At 37.1% G+C, this 16,574-nt stretch carries 18 protein-coding genes and 1 pseudogene; 1 reads left to right on the top strand and 18 read right to left on the bottom strand.

Annotated elements, in window-relative coordinates; all coding sequences use genetic code 11:
- Positions 1–5: 5 nt before the first annotated feature.
- From L0M14_RS03675 to L0M14_RS03625, 11 genes and pseudogenes are all read right to left on the bottom strand, one after another.
- Positions 6–320, bottom strand: coding sequence for a hypothetical protein (locus L0M14_RS03675; RefSeq protein ID WP_235120896.1), 315 nt, complete (start codon positions 318–320; stop codon positions 6–8).
- Entirely contained in the window at positions 320–1,162 is an 843-nt protein-coding gene (locus tag L0M14_RS03670; protein ID WP_235120895.1) for a glycosyltransferase family protein, read from the bottom strand. Before L0M14_RS03670 ends, L0M14_RS03675 begins: the two co-directional genes overlap by 1 nt.
- A complete protein-coding gene (locus L0M14_RS03665; RefSeq protein ID WP_235120894.1) occupies positions 1,162–2,544 on the bottom strand; it encodes a lipopolysaccharide biosynthesis protein in 1,383 nt (460 codons plus the stop codon). The genes L0M14_RS03670 and L0M14_RS03665 overlap by 1 nt, the downstream gene beginning before the upstream one ends.
- A gap of 105 nt (positions 2,545–2,649) precedes the next feature.
- Positions 2,650–3,642: a GDP-mannose 4,6-dehydratase gene (gmd, locus tag L0M14_RS03660; RefSeq protein WP_235120893.1), complete on the bottom strand. Its 993-nt coding sequence runs from the start codon at positions 3,640–3,642 to the stop codon at positions 2,650–2,652.
- A 22-nt stretch (positions 3,643–3,664) separates the two neighbouring features.
- Positions 3,665–4,606 carry a GDP-L-fucose synthase gene (gene fcl, locus L0M14_RS03655; protein ID WP_235120892.1) on the bottom strand — a complete coding sequence of 314 codons (942 nt, stop codon included), beginning with the start codon at positions 4,604–4,606 and terminating at the stop codon, positions 3,665–3,667.
- 20 nt (positions 4,607–4,626) lie between these two features.
- Positions 4,627–5,325 carry a sugar transferase gene (locus L0M14_RS03650; RefSeq protein WP_235120891.1) on the bottom strand — a complete coding sequence of 233 codons (699 nt, stop codon included), beginning with the start codon at positions 5,323–5,325 and terminating at the stop codon, positions 4,627–4,629.
- An 11-nt stretch (positions 5,326–5,336) separates the two neighbouring features.
- Positions 5,337–6,224 carry a UTP--glucose-1-phosphate uridylyltransferase GalU gene (galU, locus tag L0M14_RS03645; protein ID WP_235120890.1) on the bottom strand — a complete coding sequence of 296 codons (888 nt, stop codon included), beginning with the start codon at positions 6,222–6,224 and terminating at the stop codon, positions 5,337–5,339.
- Between the two features lie 249 nt (positions 6,225–6,473).
- On the bottom strand, positions 6,474–7,154 hold the full coding sequence (locus L0M14_RS03640) for a CpsD/CapB family tyrosine-protein kinase (protein WP_235120889.1): 681 nt from the start codon (positions 7,152–7,154) through the stop codon (positions 6,474–6,476).
- Positions 7,135–7,884 (bottom strand): YveK family protein, encoded by a 750-nt coding sequence (locus tag L0M14_RS03635; RefSeq protein WP_235120888.1) that lies wholly within the window; start codon positions 7,882–7,884, stop codon positions 7,135–7,137. The genes L0M14_RS03640 and L0M14_RS03635 overlap by 20 nt, the downstream gene beginning before the upstream one ends.
- 113 nt (positions 7,885–7,997) lie before the next feature.
- Positions 7,998–8,764 (bottom strand): annotated as a pseudogene (locus L0M14_RS03630) (tyrosine-protein phosphatase).
- On the bottom strand, positions 8,758–9,159 hold the full coding sequence (locus tag L0M14_RS03625) for a hypothetical protein (RefSeq protein WP_235120886.1): 402 nt from the start codon (positions 9,157–9,159) through the stop codon (positions 8,758–8,760). Before L0M14_RS03625 ends, L0M14_RS03630 begins: the two are co-directional and overlap by 7 nt.
- Positions 9,160–9,325: 166 nt before the next feature.
- Between L0M14_RS03625 and L0M14_RS03620 the strand changes: the two genes are divergently transcribed.
- Positions 9,326–9,697 (top strand): helix-turn-helix domain-containing protein, encoded by a 372-nt coding sequence (locus L0M14_RS03620; RefSeq protein WP_235120885.1) that lies wholly within the window; start codon positions 9,326–9,328, stop codon positions 9,695–9,697.
- A gap of 266 nt (positions 9,698–9,963) precedes the next feature.
- Here L0M14_RS03620 and L0M14_RS03615 read toward each other — a convergent pair whose 3' ends face one another.
- The 7 genes from L0M14_RS03615 to L0M14_RS03585 all read right to left on the bottom strand — a co-directional run bounded on the left by L0M14_RS03615 (position 9,964) and on the right by L0M14_RS03585 (position 16,486).
- Positions 9,964–10,482 (bottom strand): tyrosine-type recombinase/integrase, encoded by a 519-nt coding sequence (locus L0M14_RS03615; protein WP_235120884.1) that lies wholly within the window; start codon positions 10,480–10,482, stop codon positions 9,964–9,966.
- 20 nt (positions 10,483–10,502) lie between these two features.
- Complete coding sequence (locus tag L0M14_RS03610) at positions 10,503–11,504, bottom strand: LCP family protein (RefSeq protein ID WP_235120883.1); 1,002 nt, start codon at positions 11,502–11,504, stop codon at positions 10,503–10,505.
- Positions 11,505–11,779: 275 nt separating this feature from the next.
- Complete coding sequence (locus L0M14_RS03605) at positions 11,780–13,576, bottom strand: ABC transporter ATP-binding protein (protein WP_235120882.1); 1,797 nt, start codon at positions 13,574–13,576, stop codon at positions 11,780–11,782.
- A gap of 12 nt (positions 13,577–13,588) precedes the next feature.
- Positions 13,589–14,767, bottom strand: coding sequence for a nucleotidyltransferase domain-containing protein (locus L0M14_RS03600; RefSeq protein WP_235120881.1), 1,179 nt, complete (start codon positions 14,765–14,767; stop codon positions 13,589–13,591).
- 13 nt (positions 14,768–14,780) lie between these two features.
- Positions 14,781–15,209, bottom strand: a complete 429-nt coding sequence (locus L0M14_RS03595) for a lasso peptide biosynthesis B2 protein (RefSeq protein WP_235122803.1) — start codon at positions 15,207–15,209, stop codon at positions 14,781–14,783.
- A 36-nt stretch (positions 15,210–15,245) separates the two neighbouring features.
- Complete coding sequence (locus tag L0M14_RS03590) at positions 15,246–15,539, bottom strand: lasso peptide biosynthesis PqqD family chaperone (protein WP_235120880.1); 294 nt, start codon at positions 15,537–15,539, stop codon at positions 15,246–15,248.
- Entirely contained in the window at positions 15,536–16,486 is a 951-nt protein-coding gene (locus L0M14_RS03585; protein ID WP_235120879.1) for an aldolase, read from the bottom strand. Before L0M14_RS03585 ends, L0M14_RS03590 begins: the two co-directional genes overlap by 4 nt.
- Positions 16,487–16,574: the final 88 nt, after the last annotated feature.

Raw genomic sequence — 16,574 nt, 5'->3', positions numbered from 1 at the left:
TTCTCTTAAGCATTATTACGCATCAGTGTCTTGATCATGCTGTCCCCAACATTGATAGGAAGAAACTTGTCTCTTATTTTTATAATTCCTTTAACTTTCTCCTCGGTAACATTATTTTGAATGTCGGTAATAGCCATATCGATCATTTTTGCTAATTCCTTAGGATCATCGTTCTCATAAATATAAAATGAATTTTCGCTGAATTTATCCATATCGCCAATATTAGATGAAATGATCAGGTTACTCGTTGCAATGTAGTCAAATATCTTAGATGGAAATGACGCCTGTGCAAATTCAATGTTCTCTCTTTGCGGATTCACTAATATATCCGATTCGTACATATGTTGAATCGATTGCTCGTATTCAGGAAACCCAAATATTGAATTCTGGAATCTTGACCAGTCTCCAACATTTTTCCAAGAGGCCCTTTACCGGATATTTTTAAAACGAAGTTTTTGTCCGTATATTTCAGTGCTTCTATTAATACATCAATGCCTCGCTCATGATCCAAACCACCCGCATACATCAACGTGATCGGATGCGTCTTTGATTTTGAACTACTTCGTTTAAATGCAAGTACTTTTTGGTTCGTTAATCCGTTTAGAATATAATATGGTTTACTTCTTATTCTGGAGATTAAATGTCTGGATATTAATATAGCCCCATCAACATATTTGCTGACAACCTTTTCTACGAAGTTAAATATGTGTCTTTTTCTCCCTATATTAGGCAAAGAAAAATAGCCATCCTCATAATCAACGATAATTTTTACTCCTAAAAATATTTTGCACAGAAGAGCGGCTAATGCAACTTCGGGTTTGTAATTCCAAAATAAGATATAATCTATTTTTTCTTTTTTATGTATGTTACTTATGCAAACTGTCATAAGCACAATCGAACTTATGATATTCAAGAGTGGTAAGTCCCAAATACCTACGTAATATAAATCATTATCAAGTTTACTTTTAGTACCTTTGTATATTTTTCCGCTTTTATTATTAACTAATCCGCTGGACAGAAGTGAAACCTTATGACCGTTTAGTTCCAATGAACTTCGAATCTGATTGATTTTATTGTTTGCAGCTTGCGCAAACGTACTTTGATTATTCCTAACTGATAAAACATCATCCAACATATAGTTGCACAGATATAAAATCTTCACTATAAGCCACCTTCTTCAACTGAAGCATTTCGCATCAGGGCAGATTTCTTTTTTGAATAAAACTCGAAATACACTTGAATTGGTCCTGCGACCGAAAACAACGATAATGAACAGATGGTTGCCAGTATAATACCGGAATTTCCAAGATGCATATTCTTTGCTAAATAAATGCCTAAGGGAATATTGATACAACCGCCAATAATTAATGCAATAAGTTGAACATTGGTCTTATTAATACCATTTAGCAGATACGCAAATATATTGTTCCAAATAGATAATGCAGTGTAAATCCCCATTAAAACAAAAACAGATTTGCTAATCGAAAATGATGTACCCATCCATACATGTATAATTGGATTTGCTATAATAATTAATCCTGCAATACTTATCACGAGTGGAACCATTAGGAGCATCAATTTATTCAAAGTTCTCCTGATCCAGCTATAATCCTTTCTTGTATAAGCATCCGTATATGCTGACCATAATGGTGCCATAATTAGTGAAGCAATAATGGTAAACACACTAAAAAGCTTAAACACGATTTGATATTCGGTTACGTATTGCGGACCTAGGGTTTGCAAAATAACCATATTACTGCTCATGGTGATAACCATCGCCATAATTTGCAATATAAAAAATTTGATTCCTACATTAAATATTTCACCAACAAGTGAACGGTCAACATACGAATAATGCGGTCTTATATTGGTATATTTAAATTTAAAGATATATATATTGGAAATGACTAACGTTAAGAGTGACACCATACTAAAGATAATGCTCAAACTGATTAAACTTGAAAATCCAATTAGATGAAAAACATAAATCAAAATAACAATTGCGATATTCGTCAATAGAGTTATTAAACCAGGTATGAAGGAATTCTGATTGGCAAATGCAACCGAATTGATTAAGGAAAACAAAAAAACAAACAGATAACTAATTATAATTATGCTTATAGAGATGTCTATTGAAAATTTACCATTTGAAATGTTAAATATATTGTCCCATTGTAATAGAGGATTCACGATTAAAAATATAAGTAACAGAGCAATTACTATGATTGTCATAACAACATACGCAGTGCTGACGTACTTCCTGCCTAACACGTACTCTTTTAATGCAATCTTTTCTGCAAGTCTATACCTTAGTCCATTCCCTAACCCCAAATCAAATAAAGTTATCCAGGATAACACGGACAATATGGTTAGCCATACGCCGTAAGTTTCTCCATCTTTAAGAAAATCATAGGTGCTCCTGACAAGTAAAAAACTGATTATCACTGAAAGACCTTTAACGCCAAAATTAATAACTATATTTTTAATAACCTTTGAAGATCTGCTTGAATCATTTGTCCAAATTCTACTCAAGAGGGCTCTCATTTTGAATCTCCTAGTTCAGAATCAATCCACCGATCACGTTAGATGAAGAAATACAAAAAATCGACCAACGAAGAGGTCGATTTTTGCATTCTTTATGGGTACTAATTAGGTTGCATATACGAATTGATTATATCTGCTCTCAGCTTCCACTCTCTTGAGGTCTTCATCGACCATCATATGAATTAATTGTTTAAATCCTACTTCCAGTTCCCAGCCTAATTTTTCCTTAGCCTTGGAACAGTCACCGAGCAGAAGATCAACCTCTGCAGGTCTCACAAATGCTTGGTCGATGACAACATGATCTTCATAATTTAAGCCTACGTAAGAGAAAGCTACTTCAAGTAATTCTTTAACTGTATGCATTTCACCAGTAGAAATGACATAATCGTCCGGCTCATCCTGTTGGAGCATTAGCCACATTGCTTTTACATAATCGCCTGCAAACCCCCAGTCACGCAGGGAATCCAGATTCCCCATTCTCAGTTCCTTTTGAAGTCCAAGCTTAATTCTCGCTACGCCATCTGTTACTTTACGTGTAACAAACTCCAAGCCTCGACGAGGGGATTCGTGGTTAAATAGAATACCTGAGCATGCAAACATATCGAAACTTTCACGGTAGTTTACAGTTATCCAATGGCCGTATACTTTAGCAACTCCATATGGACTGCGTGGATAGAATGGAGTCGTTTCTTTCTGTGGAGTCTCTACTACTTTACCAAACATCTCACTACTGGATGCTTGATAAAATCTTGCATCAGGTTTAGCAATGCGAACTGCTTCGAGCATATTTGTTACACAAATTGCAGTAATTTGTCCAGTTGCGATAGGTTGTGGCCAAGATGCGGCTACGTAGGACTGAGCTGCCAGGTTATATACTTCATCTGGCTGAGAAATTCTTACCGCTTCAATCAGAGAAGCCAAGTCTGTAAGGTCACCAGAAATCCATTCAATTTTATCCTTAATATTTTGTACATTTTCAAAATTTTGAGTACTAGTCCGGCGACGTAAGCCATAAACCTTATACCCTTTACTTAATAAAAGCTCTGCCAAATAAGATCCGTCTTGTCCTGTTACTCCAGTAATAAGTGCTGATTTCATATGATTTCCTCCATTTGTTTTATTATTTTGTTACTAATACGTGATTGTCTAAAAACCATTGATATGCGGATCGAACCCCATCTTCAAGTGTGATCTTCGCTTGCCAGCCTAAATCATTAATTTTGGCAACATCAACTAGCTTCCGCGGGGTTCCATCAGGTTTCGTCGTATTAAAATATAATTCACCTTCATACCCTACGACTTGCTGGACTAATTCGGCGAGTTCCTTAATGGAAATGTCATCCCCTACACCAACATTGATAATTTCATCATCTTCATACGTTTTCATTAAGAAAAGACAAGCATCAGCCAGATCGTCAGCATGCAGGAACTCACGTTTCGGAGTACCTGTACCCCAAATCTCTACTTGTGGCAAAGAGCGTTCCTTAGCTTCATGAAATTTACGTATCATCGCGGGCAAGACATGTGATTTTTCCAAATCAAAATTATCATTAGGGCCATACAAATTAGTAGGCATTACTGAAATATACTTTGTCCCATATTGTCTATTGTAAGATTGGCACATCTTAATGCCGGCTATTTTGGCAATTGCATAGGGTTCGTTAGTTTGCTCTAACTCTCCCGTCAACAAGTACTCTTCCTTAAGCGGCTGAGGGGCGAGCTTCGGATATATACAAGTTGATCCAAGAAACAAGATTTTTTCAACTTTTGTTTGATAAGCGGCCTCAATTATATTTGTTTGAATAAGAAGATTATCTCTGATAAAATCGGCAGGATAATCATTATTTGCAACAATTCCCCCCACTTTTGCCGCAGCCAGGAATACATAATCAATGTTCTCCTCATTAAAAAACTGACGAACTTCTCCATAATTTCTTAGATCAAGTTCTTTGCTGTTTCGGTATACTAAGTTGGAGTAACCTTCAGATTGCAACTTCCTTAATATGGCGGACCCTACTAGACCTCTGTGACCTGCCACATAAATTTTTGCACCTTTTTCCATAATCCACCTCATTCTAACAATTAAAATGCATCCTTTGACCCTAGTAGTACAGCGAAAGTTTTACATATTATTTTAAGATCGTAAAAAATCGTACGTTTGGTTATGTACTCCAAGTCGAGTTCTACCATCTCAGCGAAACCAACATTACTTCTCCCGCTTACCTGCCATAAACCAGTACAGCCAGGTGTAACCGCAAGTCTTTGTCGATCATATGCAGTGTACTCCGCTACTTCTCTTGGAAGGGCAGGTCTTGGACCAACAAGACTCATATCACCCTTAAGCACATTCCAAAGCTGGGGTAACTCATCAATACTCGTTTTTCTAATAAATTTACCAATCCTGGTTACACGCGGATCATCTTTCATTTTAAACATTGCACCGCTAACTTCATTCTTGCTCAAAAGTTCCGGCAATAAAGCTTCAGCATTGGTTACCATGGAGCGAAACTTGTACATTCCAAATTCCTTCCCATCCTTACCGACGCGAATTTGTTTGAAAAATACAGGACCTTTACTGTCTTCTGCCTTAATCATAATGGCTACGATCAGCAATATCGGAGAAAGAAAGCATATACCAAGAAGTGATAAACTGATATCTGATACTCTCTTAGCAAATTGATAGAAAGGTAGGTTTCTGCCAAGTGTAACGGTTTTACCAACGGACGGATTTTTATATTGTCTGTTCCTCTCTACTGTTGCCTCTAGTTCAGATACACTCATAGTTCAACCTCCTATACCGCGTATATACTTTTCTTGCTTAAAATTTCTTCTAAAGCAGCTAACAGTGGACCGCTTAATTCTTTATTCATCAATGCAAAGTCTAGTGAGGTTAAAATAAAACCAAGCTTTTCACCTACATCGTATCTTGTACCTTCAAAGTTGTACGCGTAAACCATTTCCAGATCATTTAGCTTTTGAATGGCATCGGTCAACTGAATTTCACCACCTGCGCCTACTTCTTGACTTTCTAAAAAGTCGAAGATTGCTGGTGTTAGAATATATCTTCCCATGATTGCCATATTGGAAGGCGCCTCAGCTCTGTTCGGCTTTTCGACTAAATTCTTCACCTGAAATAGTCTTCCGTACTTATCCAATGGGTCAATGATACCGTAACGGTGAGTAACATCATCAGGAACATTCTGGACTCCAATTACCGATTTTCCCGTAAGTTCAAACTGCTTAATCAGTTGAAGCAGACATGGCGTCTCGGCTTTGACAATATCATCGCCAAGCAAAACCGCGAAAGGCTCATTACCAATAAATTTTCTTGCGCACCAGACTGCATGCCCTAATCCTCTTGGTTCCTTCTGCCTTATGTAATGGATATCAACCATTTTCGAAGATCTTCTAACTTCTTCCAACAACTCTAACTTTTTGCTTTCAAGAAGTTTCTGCTCTAATTCAAACGCACTGTCAAAATGATCCTCAATCGCTCGCTTACCTTTACCTGTAACGATGATGATGTCTTCAATGCCTGATTCAATTGCTTCTTCTACGATGTATTGAATTGTTGGCTTATCTACGATAGGAAGCATTTCTTTAGGCATTGCCTTTGTCGCGGGTAAAAACCTCGTACCCAAACCAGCAGCAGGAATAATGGCCTTCTTTACTTTTCTCACTTAGTTACCTCCATTTCTATGTTTACTCCTAATCCACCTATTATAAAAGTGTTAGGTATTCCGTCTTTGTTTCATAAGACAGAATACCTAGCACTTTTACGTGCTAGTAGGGCATCTAACCCCTCCTCACAACATACCATTGACGATTAACGTCTAAGGCGGGAACCGCCCACAGCATGCCCGAGTATCTACAGTGATAAAGGTACAGTAGACATTACCTCACAGCTTTCATGCTTCATGTTTGTACATTTAATTGTAGTAGAAGGTCTCACTCTTCTTATTAGGCTTATTATTAATGACTACACCAAGAATTTTTGCTTTGACTTGTTCGATTTTTGCAATTGCTTTTTTAGCAAACTGCCGCTTTACCTTCCCATGATTCACCACAAACAACACACCATCACACATGGTCGATAAAATTTGAGGATCAGTTACTGCTAAAGCAGGCGGTGAATCAATCAGTATCACATCAAATTCATCAACAAGCTTTTCTAGAAGTGCTTGCATTCTCATTGAAGAAAGTAATTCGGATGGATTTGGGGGAACCGGACCTGACGGTATAATTGACAAGTTGGGAATGTCTGTATCTAGAATAATATCTGGGGCGGAATTCTTATTAGCTAGCAAGCTAGTAAGTCCGATTCTATTGGATTTTAGAAAGAATTGGTGAAGCGAAGGATTTCTTAAATCAGCATCAATCATAAGTACTTTCCTATTTTCCTGTGCATAAGAAACAGCTAAATTTGCAAGTGTTGTTGTTTTACCTTCACCAGGAATGGATGAAGTAACTAGAATCTTTTTCAATTCCGTATCAACCGAAGAAAAGGTCAAGTTCGTTCGTAAGGTTCGGTATTCTTCTGAAATATGAGAACTAGGATTCATTTGTAGAATGAGATTATGTTGTTTACTTTTATTGGTTAACACTGACACTAGCTTCACCACCCCTACTTTGACGTTTTGAACTACTTACACTAACATCCTTCATTTTCATTTTTGAGACTGATATTAATGTTGGAATACCAAGATAGTTCTCGACATCTTTTTCCGTCTTTATTGTGTCATTCAGATATTCGAGCAGGAATACGATTCCTAAAGAAATCATTAAAGAGACCAAGAAGCTGATTATGATATTGTTTTGTGGCTTAGCGTTAATAGGTGCTGGATTATCAATTCCTTTTGCTTTATTTAATATGGTTACATTGTCTACATTCATAATGTTTGGAATCTCTTCTTTAAAGACCTCGGCGACAGCATTCACAATTTTTGCTGCCATTTGGTAAGAACTATCATTTACGACTATTGTAATAACTTGTGTTTCATTAGCAGAATTAATCGATATTTTTCGACTCAACTGTTCGGATGAAAGTTTAATATCCGGATATTTCTCCACAACTTTATCCATAATACTTGGCGTTTTGATAATTTCTTTGTAAGTATTAACCAATAGAATACTTGCATTAATTGTTGCTGTATCGATATATTGGACCCCTTGATGTTCGGATGATTTGTTGACAATCAGTTTGGCGCTAGCTGAATAAATTGGCTGAATATATGTATAGCTGTAAATTCCTGTGATAACACATGCGATAACAACCAAACTAATAATTAACCACAATTTTCTCCATACTATTTGCAGATATTCTCTCAATTCGAACTCCATAGTAGCCTCCATTTTTACTTTATAGATACGTTTTGTATCTAAAATACTAAGATACATTTCGTATCATGTCAAGCGTAATTATTCCTTTTTTAATTCCCTGTTGTTGTTTATGCCTATATTCTAAGTTTCCATAAATCAAAATACTTCTTCTTTTTCACTTCTGTAGGAATGGATCTATTTCGAACTAGACGAAAGGCATTATCTTTAAACTGTTCAACTAAAGATTTTCCTATTTTTTTCTCTAGAAATAAATATCCTTGTTTTAAAAGTATCGGTCTCGATGTTACATTATGGCCATCTGATCCTACGAAATGTATCATCCCACTTTTACACAATTCAACTGCGAAATTCTGTATTTCCTCCCATGTGCACCCAATAACGATGAAGCAGTAACTTGAAATAAAACACCTTGATCAAAAAAAGACCTGATGGAGGACTTATTCTTCAGAAATCCAAAGTTTCTTTCCGGATGTGCAATAACAGGTACAATCTGTAGAATGGACAACTCATACAAAAGATCATGAAAATTAGTAGGAATTCCATAGGAAGGGAGTTCCAATATCATAAATCGTGATTGATTAATTGTAGTCAGCTTTCCTGTATATAGTTCTTCAACGATTGACTTTCGAACATGTATTTCTTGACCGGTTATGACAGTTAGATTTACTTTGACGGACTCTAATGCAGCGTTCATTTGACTTACCTTTAATTCGATACTTTTAGCATCATTAACGTACTTCCCTTTGCCATAGTGAGGAGTTGCCACAATAACACCTATATCATTCAATACTGCTCCTTTCGCCATTGCGATACTTTCTTCTAAGCTTCCCGCTCCGTCATCAATGTTCGGCAAAATGTGGCAGTGGGTATCGATTAACATACAATATCTACCAACGCCTTATTTGCGTAGTCAAGATTAAAGTACTCATATTGTCTCGCAGCTTTTCTGCGATGAATTGCATCATTTTTTATAACTGTACTCAAGGTAATCAATGCGTTGTCAACTTCCTCTCCTCTCCATTCAAAAAGGTATTCATAGTCTAACTTAGTTTTCCGACAATCCTTCATGTCCCCTTCAAGTGTTATTACAATTTCATTTACAATAAATTGAAAACAACACACTACATTTTCATTTTTAGGCAACCTTAAAAAAGACCTAAACACCATACCTTTAGAATCCATATCAGTTATATTCAATTTCGTGCTTTTCGATGTTACTTTTTTCCTTTGATCTCTGAAATTCTCATCAAACAATTTTTTATTACTTTCATACATTATTCTCCCCTAACAACGACTTCTCCCAGTATACGGATACAATATGTATCGGTATATACAGTATAAATTCTATATTTGCCGTTTTCTAACTATAAGAAGACTGGTATAATAGTTCTAACAAACTGGTTATACTGTTTATAAACTTATCGATTGTGAGGAATTAATTATGAGTAAATATGGTGACAGAATTGCCCTACTGCGTGATAAGCACGCGCTTACGCAGGAAGAGCTTGCTAATAAATTGGGAATTTCTAGAGCTTCACTATCTCACTACGAAACATCGAGACGCGAACCTGATTATGACACAATCAATAAAATCGCCACTTTTTTTAAGGTTTCTATTGACTATCTACTTGGCAGAACGAATTCTCCTGAACAAGTTTTAGACGAAGACATTAAGGAATTTGCAGATAGTCTTGAATTGTCGGATGATAAAATTCTTGAGAAGTTTTCACTAACAATCGATGGGAATAAATTAACTTCTGAAGAAGCTAAACGATTTATTGCTTTTGTAAGGGCTGAACGTTCTCTAAAATAGTTTCTTCCTTACTGGATTCATTAATGCTCATTAATTTGTACTTACTTTCATCTAGTTTCAGCACTTTCATTATTTCCATAATGTCGAGTTTAATAACATCCTGTTGATTCATGGATTAACCCCCAATTTTTAACTCTACTGAAGATTTTTTCAGGCGTCATTGATACGTTATGTACCTAATTTATGATACATCATGTATCATGTCAAGGATATTTTGAAAATAAGTTATGAAAGCGTTTAGATTAATTAGGAGATTCCCTTACTAGTTATTTCATTTGATCACTTTGTACACCAATATATCTAAGAGTAACCGAGGGTGCAGAATGGTTAAATAGATCCCTAAGTACTGTCAGATTTCTAGTTTTTTGATAGTAGTGATACCCAAATGTTTTTCTCAGTGTATGAGTGCCAACATCATCCAGGCCAGCTTGCTTAGCAGCCTCGTTCAATATTCGATAAACACGAATTCTTTTGATAGGCTTCCCTGTTCTTTGAGACGGAAATAAAAAGTCATCATCGGTCATGTACTTTACATATTCATAGATCCATTCAACCAACTGATTACTGATAGTAAAAGTCTTCTCTTTCTTCGTTTTCCCCTCTTTTATCGTTACTTTATTTTTCCCTTTTAGATCCTTTACTTTTAAAGTTAACAAGTCATTTAAATGAAGACCTGAGTTTATCCCGATTGTGAACAATAACCAATCTCTATCGGATTGGTTTTTTAATATTGCCTGAATTTCTTCAATTTTATCCTGGTCTCTTATCGGCTGTACAACTTGCATGATTATCATCCCTTTCTTTCCTATTGGAAATTTATTGTCATTATTTTTTGAACTTCTTCCGAATCAGGCAGCCAATAATATAACTTTTTATTTAATAAAGGATCTTCTTCATAGCCGCTTTTTCCGGGAATCTGAATGTATTTTAGATCCTCACTATCTACTCCTTTAAATAAGCGCACTAGACTTAATAAATCCGTATCCGTAAAATTGGTATCAACTAAATCTTTCTTTAAATCAGGAAGCATGGCGATTGTTTTCCATATTTGGTCTGGAGCTAATAAGCGTTGGGCTACACTTCTCAATATTTTAAATTGCTCATTCTGACGGCCAAAATCTCCGTTTGAGAACGCCCATCTTTCTCTAATAAGCTTCAGTGCTTCTTCACCATTGATATGTTGCACTCCGGCCGATAATTGTTTGTGGGTACCTTTTAACAAAACATCTTGATCAAGTTTAACCTCGACCCCATCCAGAGAATTTATCAAATTCATAAAACCAGAGAAGTTCGTTTTTACATAATAATGTATTGGTATTTGCAAAAAGTTACTTACTGTTTGTAGGACTTCTTCCGTCCCTTCTCTACTCCCTCCCCTCTGTTCACCCAAATAATGAGCATGATTTATTTTGGTGTAACCGACCCCTTCTATATATACTCTGGTATCCCTAGGAACTGATACAATTGTCGCTTCTCTTAGATCTGGAATTACATGAACCACCATAATAACATCTGAACGGGATAGTTCGTCCGCACGGGCATCTATCCCTAGAACAAGAATATTAAATGGTTTACTGACTCGAGTACTGGGCTGCACTGGTTCTTTAGACCCAAAGGTAATCTGACCTTGCTCTTTGTTTCCCCCTCCAAATGTAAGCGCTTGAATATTTCCACTCGGCGTTACCAGAGCAGGAATGTCAGAGCTGCCGAAATGTCTGAAAGGATCGCTAAACCAACTTATTGCCAAACAAATAAGGAGTATGGTACCTAAAAAGGCAATGGCTATTAAAATTTTTCGTCTCCTCATCAGCAAGCACTTCCCTCTAATCCCGAATGATACATATTGTATCATTTATTAGTTGTCTTTACAACCGTTTTATAAGCACACAGTCTTATTTTTCGCAAGTCCCTCCTTATAGTAGGACTAATTTTCCCGCGAAATAGGATACAAAGACCCAATATAGCTTTTAAACAATTAGTAAATTCATCCTACATTCACTACATTTATGATACAAATTGTATCATATACAAGCAGACTACCTTCAGATACTGCAATACCTGAAAAACAGTCCCTCGCTCTCTCTAACTTACCTCTGCTTGATACCCTAACAGCTTACTAAACAGACCTTTAGATTCCTGAGATAACTTTTGATAACTACCTTGTTGAGTTACCTGTCCGTGTTCCATTACAATGACTTGATCAGCACTGCGAATAGTTGATAACCTATGAGCGATGACAATAATGGTCAACTTTCCCTTCATATGCTCAATCGCTTCTTGAATCTTTTTCTCATTTTCGCTATCCAGCGCGCTAGTAGCCTCATCAAGTACAAGTATGGATGGTTTACGTAATATGGCTCTTGCTAGAACAATACGTTGTCGTTCGCCTCCAGAGAGCCTTACTCCACGATCTCCGATGATCGTATCAATGCCCTGAGGTAATCTTCTAACAAAATCATCGGATGCTGAGAAGGCTAATGCTTCCCATAATTGTTCGTCACTTGCACTAGGATCTACCATCATCAAATTTTCTCTAATACTCGCATGAAACAAGAAAGGATCTTGTGCGACGTAACTAATTGAACTTCTCAATGGAAATAACATCTCTGAAGTGAGGGGATCGTTATCTATTAGGATTTCACCTTGTTCCGCTTGAATTAAGCCCATTAGAATATCGATTAAAGTGCTTTTTCCTGCACCTGATTTTCCCACAATAGCAGTCATACCTCTAGCTGGTATGAACAGATTAATATCTTTAAGTGCGTATACTTTCTCATCTTCATTATAACGAAAACTTACTTGGTTACATCTTATACCGTCTTCAATGATAAGTGATTCTGTAAATTTGTAATTCTGTGCTGTCAATTCTCTTGCAGCTTTGCATTGATTTTGCAAATTCGTTACGGCTTGAAAGGCTGAAAACATAGAAACAATGTATTCCACACTAGATTGAATGGATGTAAACCGCGGCCACAAACGTGAAAAGATGATAATAATTAGCATAAGCTGTTCCGCTGACACTCCAAGAATCTCAAACGATAGAAAAATAAATAGCGCCACTAATACAGCAGCTGATATCTTATGGAAAAACTGAGTTTTCGAATTTAGTTTTACAAAATTGACTGCATTCGACTGTATTTGGTTACATACGCTTTGAAACCAATCTAAATGGGACTTTTCAAGTCTATTACTTTTAATATCTTTAATACCGTTAAAGTGTTCTGTTATTCCATTAAAATATACTTGTGAAAGTTCTGATGATCGGTCACCTAACGTTTTAGCCCGCTTCACATTTTTTCGCATAAATACAAAAATAGCCAAACCACAGATCAGAATCAGAACAGTAAGCTTAGCTGAGAGTAAAAAAGCAAAACCAATTTGTATGAAGGTGAAGATCACAGATGCTGCCAATTGTAATACGAAGTTAGTTCCTTGCCCGACACGCGCTAACTCAGTCGTTAATATGTGACTGAATTCCGCTCTTCTCTTTTTCACGAAAAATATCCAATTCGCTTCAATTAGAGAACGATACGTATCCCATCTTAACTTCCTGATAAAGCCCTGTTGGATTTTCATACTGAGAATAGTTTGGTTTCTTTGCAGTAGAGCTTGAAGGATAACCACAAATATATAGAATGCTAATACACTAGGTAAATTTAGAACACCAGATAGACTCATCATAATTTTTGATAGCCATGGTATAGGAATCATATTATGAATATCCATCTTCAAAATCCCAATTATGCTTAACATGGGAAGCAGTAAGTAAATTCCGATTCCATCTATAAAACTGACTATAATCATACTAATAAAATTGATGATTAGCTTGTAACCCGCAACCAAATACAATTTTCTTATGTAATACAACATATTACCCATTCCTGTCCCACCTTATATTGAAGAATGCTGTTTTATTTGCCTCATTAACCAAAGAAAGGGACGCAATGGAACATACAGAAAATGCAGGGCTTTTGGCAAGGGCAATGCTTCTGCATCAAGTGAACTTGGATAAAAGCGCCGAATGATGAAATTCCATTTTTGCTGCCCCCACCTCAACAAATACATATATTTGCGATATAACTTATCAAGTTCCGCATGAGGTTCGGAACATAAATTCACAGTGTTCTTAATAAAAATAAGAGAGTTTCTTGCCAACTTACGCTGTAATTGCCCCTTAGTAATACTCAAAATCTCTTGATCAATCGGAGTCTTGAATAAATCTGAGACCAACAACAGCGCCTGACCTCCGACATGAGTGCAGTTATATTCCAAAAGCAGTTCGCGTAAAACCGGCCATTCCAATCCTTTATGTACAATCTTGTCAATGTCCGTGATCCATCGTAACCGGAACCAGGCATGTCTAGCACCATGAGATACCAGGAATAAAAATAGATCTTCTTTCCCAAGAAAATGAACAGGATATTTTGTTATTGCACTGACTCTGCTTCTGTCCCAAAGCAGTTCGAATCCCGGTTCCTTCCCCATATCAGGATTCAATCGCCAATGCAATTCTATTTGTATCCTCTTTTCCGGATGTAAAAAAGAAATATGGTGAAATCTCCATTTCCAGTCTTCCAAGACACGTGGAAATTCATGGTCCACCACATATCCTTGGCTCACTAGAATGCTTTCCGCTCTCTCAACATCATCTATTGAGACTAAGATATCTAGGTCTTTAGATGTACGAAGTGACACATCCCCATATAGTTCCTGAGCTAGTACAGGCCCTTTAAGCATAAGCGAACGAATGTGCCGCTCGCCCAATTGCTTACAAATGCCTTCCATCTCGCTGCTCAGATATAACATTTGAAACGTATTATTATTGTAATACGAACGAAGCGATTGAAGTACATAACTGGGAACAACATCGGATTCCAATGCATTTAACCTTACATATACAGCTGGATAGACCCTATGATGCTTTGCTATTTGCAAGAAGTACTCCCAGTCCATTCCATCCGGTTTGCATTGTACAGTATCGCCGTCACTTATATCGCTCTGTAACAAGATTAGCAACCAGTTTAACTCTTTAGGAAATGTATCATTTCTCAAAACGTAGTCGTTTTCCATCACTGCTTCTCCCTTAGCCCTCTAATCGCTTCATCTGTTTTCCAAACGTCTCTACAACGGTAAAACGTCTCATAGTCTCAGCACCTGAAATATAGAAGGGACCGCTTCGCAGCCATGCATGTGCGATCATTTTTCCTTTGGCATCTTTTGCCGTTCCTAAGTATAAAGTACTTTCTATTCCCCTTCTCTCTAGCATCTTCATTCCCGCTATGGCCATTACTAGACATTTACTTTCCCAAAATGTATAGCGACTCATCATTTGAATAGCTCGGGAGATATCTATTATCAAAGCTTTATGTACACAGTTCTCAGTGTGGGGGGTCTCAAGCCTTCGATCACCTAGTGTCGGTGCGACTCTAGAGAAAGGTAATGATTTCAGAATACGCGCCCATCCCAAATAAAAGAAAGCCTCAATTAACAGTAACTGCATAGAGATTCCCATCGAAAAGAAACGTTTCACTTTCTTCCACAATAGACTCTATTCCTCTCTGATTTGAATTAAACCTTCTCTAGATAAGTGCTCTAAAAATGAACACACATGTTGTTCACATACACTTGGTGATATATCGTACTCTTCTCCTAACAGGGTTACAAGCCGATTCACCTGCGTAGGACCATCGATTAATTCCCATATACGTCCTCCTGTTGCCCCGAGATTATAATATTTTCCGGTTGCAACGCTTAACATCACTTTTTCTCCGTCCATATTACTTACAAGATTCCCTTCATTTTGAACAACTATATGATTTGGAGTAACGATCAGACTTGTCATTTAGCAACAGCCTCCTCTTTATTTTCCATGACAGTTTGAACGATTTGTTCAACCAAGTCGAATGCAGTGAATTTTTTTGTAGAACGGCGCATTTGATACATATTTATGAGTTCAACAATACGGGTTGACATTGAGAAATGCCATTGCTGAAGCCCTAGTTTAGATATCAGTGAACTTCGATATGTATGCCGCATTATTGTATGGAGTCTTTCTAATCCATGTAAAGGGAGCATCTCTACGGATTCTTCGTCGGACTTTGTAAGTTCAAAAACCCCTGCAAGCGGTATTGCTGTCGATACGAAGTTTGACAGTACAGGCACTGCATACTTCGTCTGTTCTTGATATACCGGGGAATATTGTTCAGACTGCATACCAAATTGATGGATACTCTGTTCCCACAACTTTTGTTGAGGATAGGCAGGATGAACCCAAGCCATCCGATTCTCAGATGATACTGTTACTGCAATCACATCATCCGTCAGTAATGGATATCCTCTTTTAATAAAAGCGGATGCTAATGTGGATTTACCTGCACCGGATTCACCGACAAAAGCATATGCTTTTCCATCTATCACTACAGCGCTGCCGTGCAATGGCAATACGTTGCGCTGCATCAATGTTGCTCCCATACAAGTACCCAGCAAAAATAAGCGTATTTTATCATGGTCAGCTTCTGTGCAGGGTGAAACCAATATCTTTTTTCCTTCATCTATACGATAAATAGCAGCCTCCGGAATTTTAAATATGAATTGTTTATCATTGACAATAAAATTTGCTCCACCTATGGATAGGTTATTCCATACAGAGTTCAAATCACTAAACTCAATGACAAGATCAGGATCTGCAGTTTGCTTGCGATCATCCCATGGAAGCAATTCCGGCAATGGAATATCACTGGTCAGATGCATGCCGAAGGCTTGATACGCGTATTTCCTGTTCTCAGCCATTTCCTTCACTCTCCAATCCTTATAATTTGCAATATAAAAGAAGAAACGGCTGCCGCCGTCTTTCGACAGGACAGCGCCGTTTCACATT

The sequence above is a fragment of the Paenibacillus hexagrammi genome (assembly GCF_021513275.1).
Taxonomy (GTDB): domain Bacteria; phylum Bacillota; class Bacilli; order Paenibacillales; family NBRC-103111; genus Paenibacillus_E; species Paenibacillus_E hexagrammi.
This window is presented reverse-complemented; position numbering and strand designations above follow the sequence as displayed.

What these genes read in the sequence shown, in the direction of transcription:
- L0M14_RS03610 (WP_235120883.1), bottom strand. Translation starts at nt 11,504, where the DNA reads ATGAGGAGACGAAAAATTTTAATAGCCATTGCCTTTTTAGGTACCATA.
- L0M14_RS03595 (WP_235122803.1), bottom strand. Translation starts at nt 15,209, where the DNA reads ATGGGAATCTCTATGCAGTTACTGTTAATTGAGGCTTTCTTTTATTTG.
- L0M14_RS03625 (WP_235120886.1), bottom strand. Translation starts at nt 9,159, where the DNA reads ATGTATGAAAGTAATAAAAAATTGTTTGATGAGAATTTCAGAGATCAA.
- L0M14_RS03605 (WP_235120882.1), bottom strand. Translation starts at nt 13,576, where the DNA reads ATGGGTAATATGTTGTATTACATAAGAAAATTGTATTTGGTTGCGGGT.
- L0M14_RS03635 (WP_235120888.1), bottom strand. Translation starts at nt 7,884, where the DNA reads ATGGAGTTCGAATTGAGAGAATATCTGCAAATAGTATGGAGAAAATTG.
- gmd (WP_235120893.1), bottom strand. Translation starts at nt 3,642, where the DNA reads ATGAAATCAGCACTTATTACTGGAGTAACAGGACAAGACGGATCTTAT.
- L0M14_RS03665 (WP_235120894.1), bottom strand. Translation starts at nt 2,544, where the DNA reads ATGAGAGCCCTCTTGAGTAGAATTTGGACAAATGATTCAAGCAGATCT.
- L0M14_RS03600 (WP_235120881.1), bottom strand. Translation starts at nt 14,767, where the DNA reads ATGGAAAACGACTACGTTTTGAGAAATGATACATTTCCTAAAGAGTTA.
- L0M14_RS03590 (WP_235120880.1), bottom strand. Translation starts at nt 15,539, where the DNA reads ATGACAAGTCTGATCGTTACTCCAAATCATATAGTTGTTCAAAATGAA.
- fcl (WP_235120892.1), bottom strand. Translation starts at nt 4,606, where the DNA reads ATGGAAAAAGGTGCAAAAATTTATGTGGCAGGTCACAGAGGTCTAGTA.
- L0M14_RS03650 (WP_235120891.1), bottom strand. Translation starts at nt 5,325, where the DNA reads ATGAGTGTATCTGAACTAGAGGCAACAGTAGAGAGGAACAGACAATAT.
- L0M14_RS03620 (WP_235120885.1), top strand. Translation starts at nt 9,326, where the DNA reads ATGAGTAAATATGGTGACAGAATTGCCCTACTGCGTGATAAGCACGCG.
- L0M14_RS03585 (WP_235120879.1), bottom strand. Translation starts at nt 16,486, where the DNA reads ATGGCTGAGAACAGGAAATACGCGTATCAAGCCTTCGGCATGCATCTG.
- L0M14_RS03615 (WP_235120884.1), bottom strand. Translation starts at nt 10,482, where the DNA reads ATGCAAGTTGTACAGCCGATAAGAGACCAGGATAAAATTGAAGAAATT.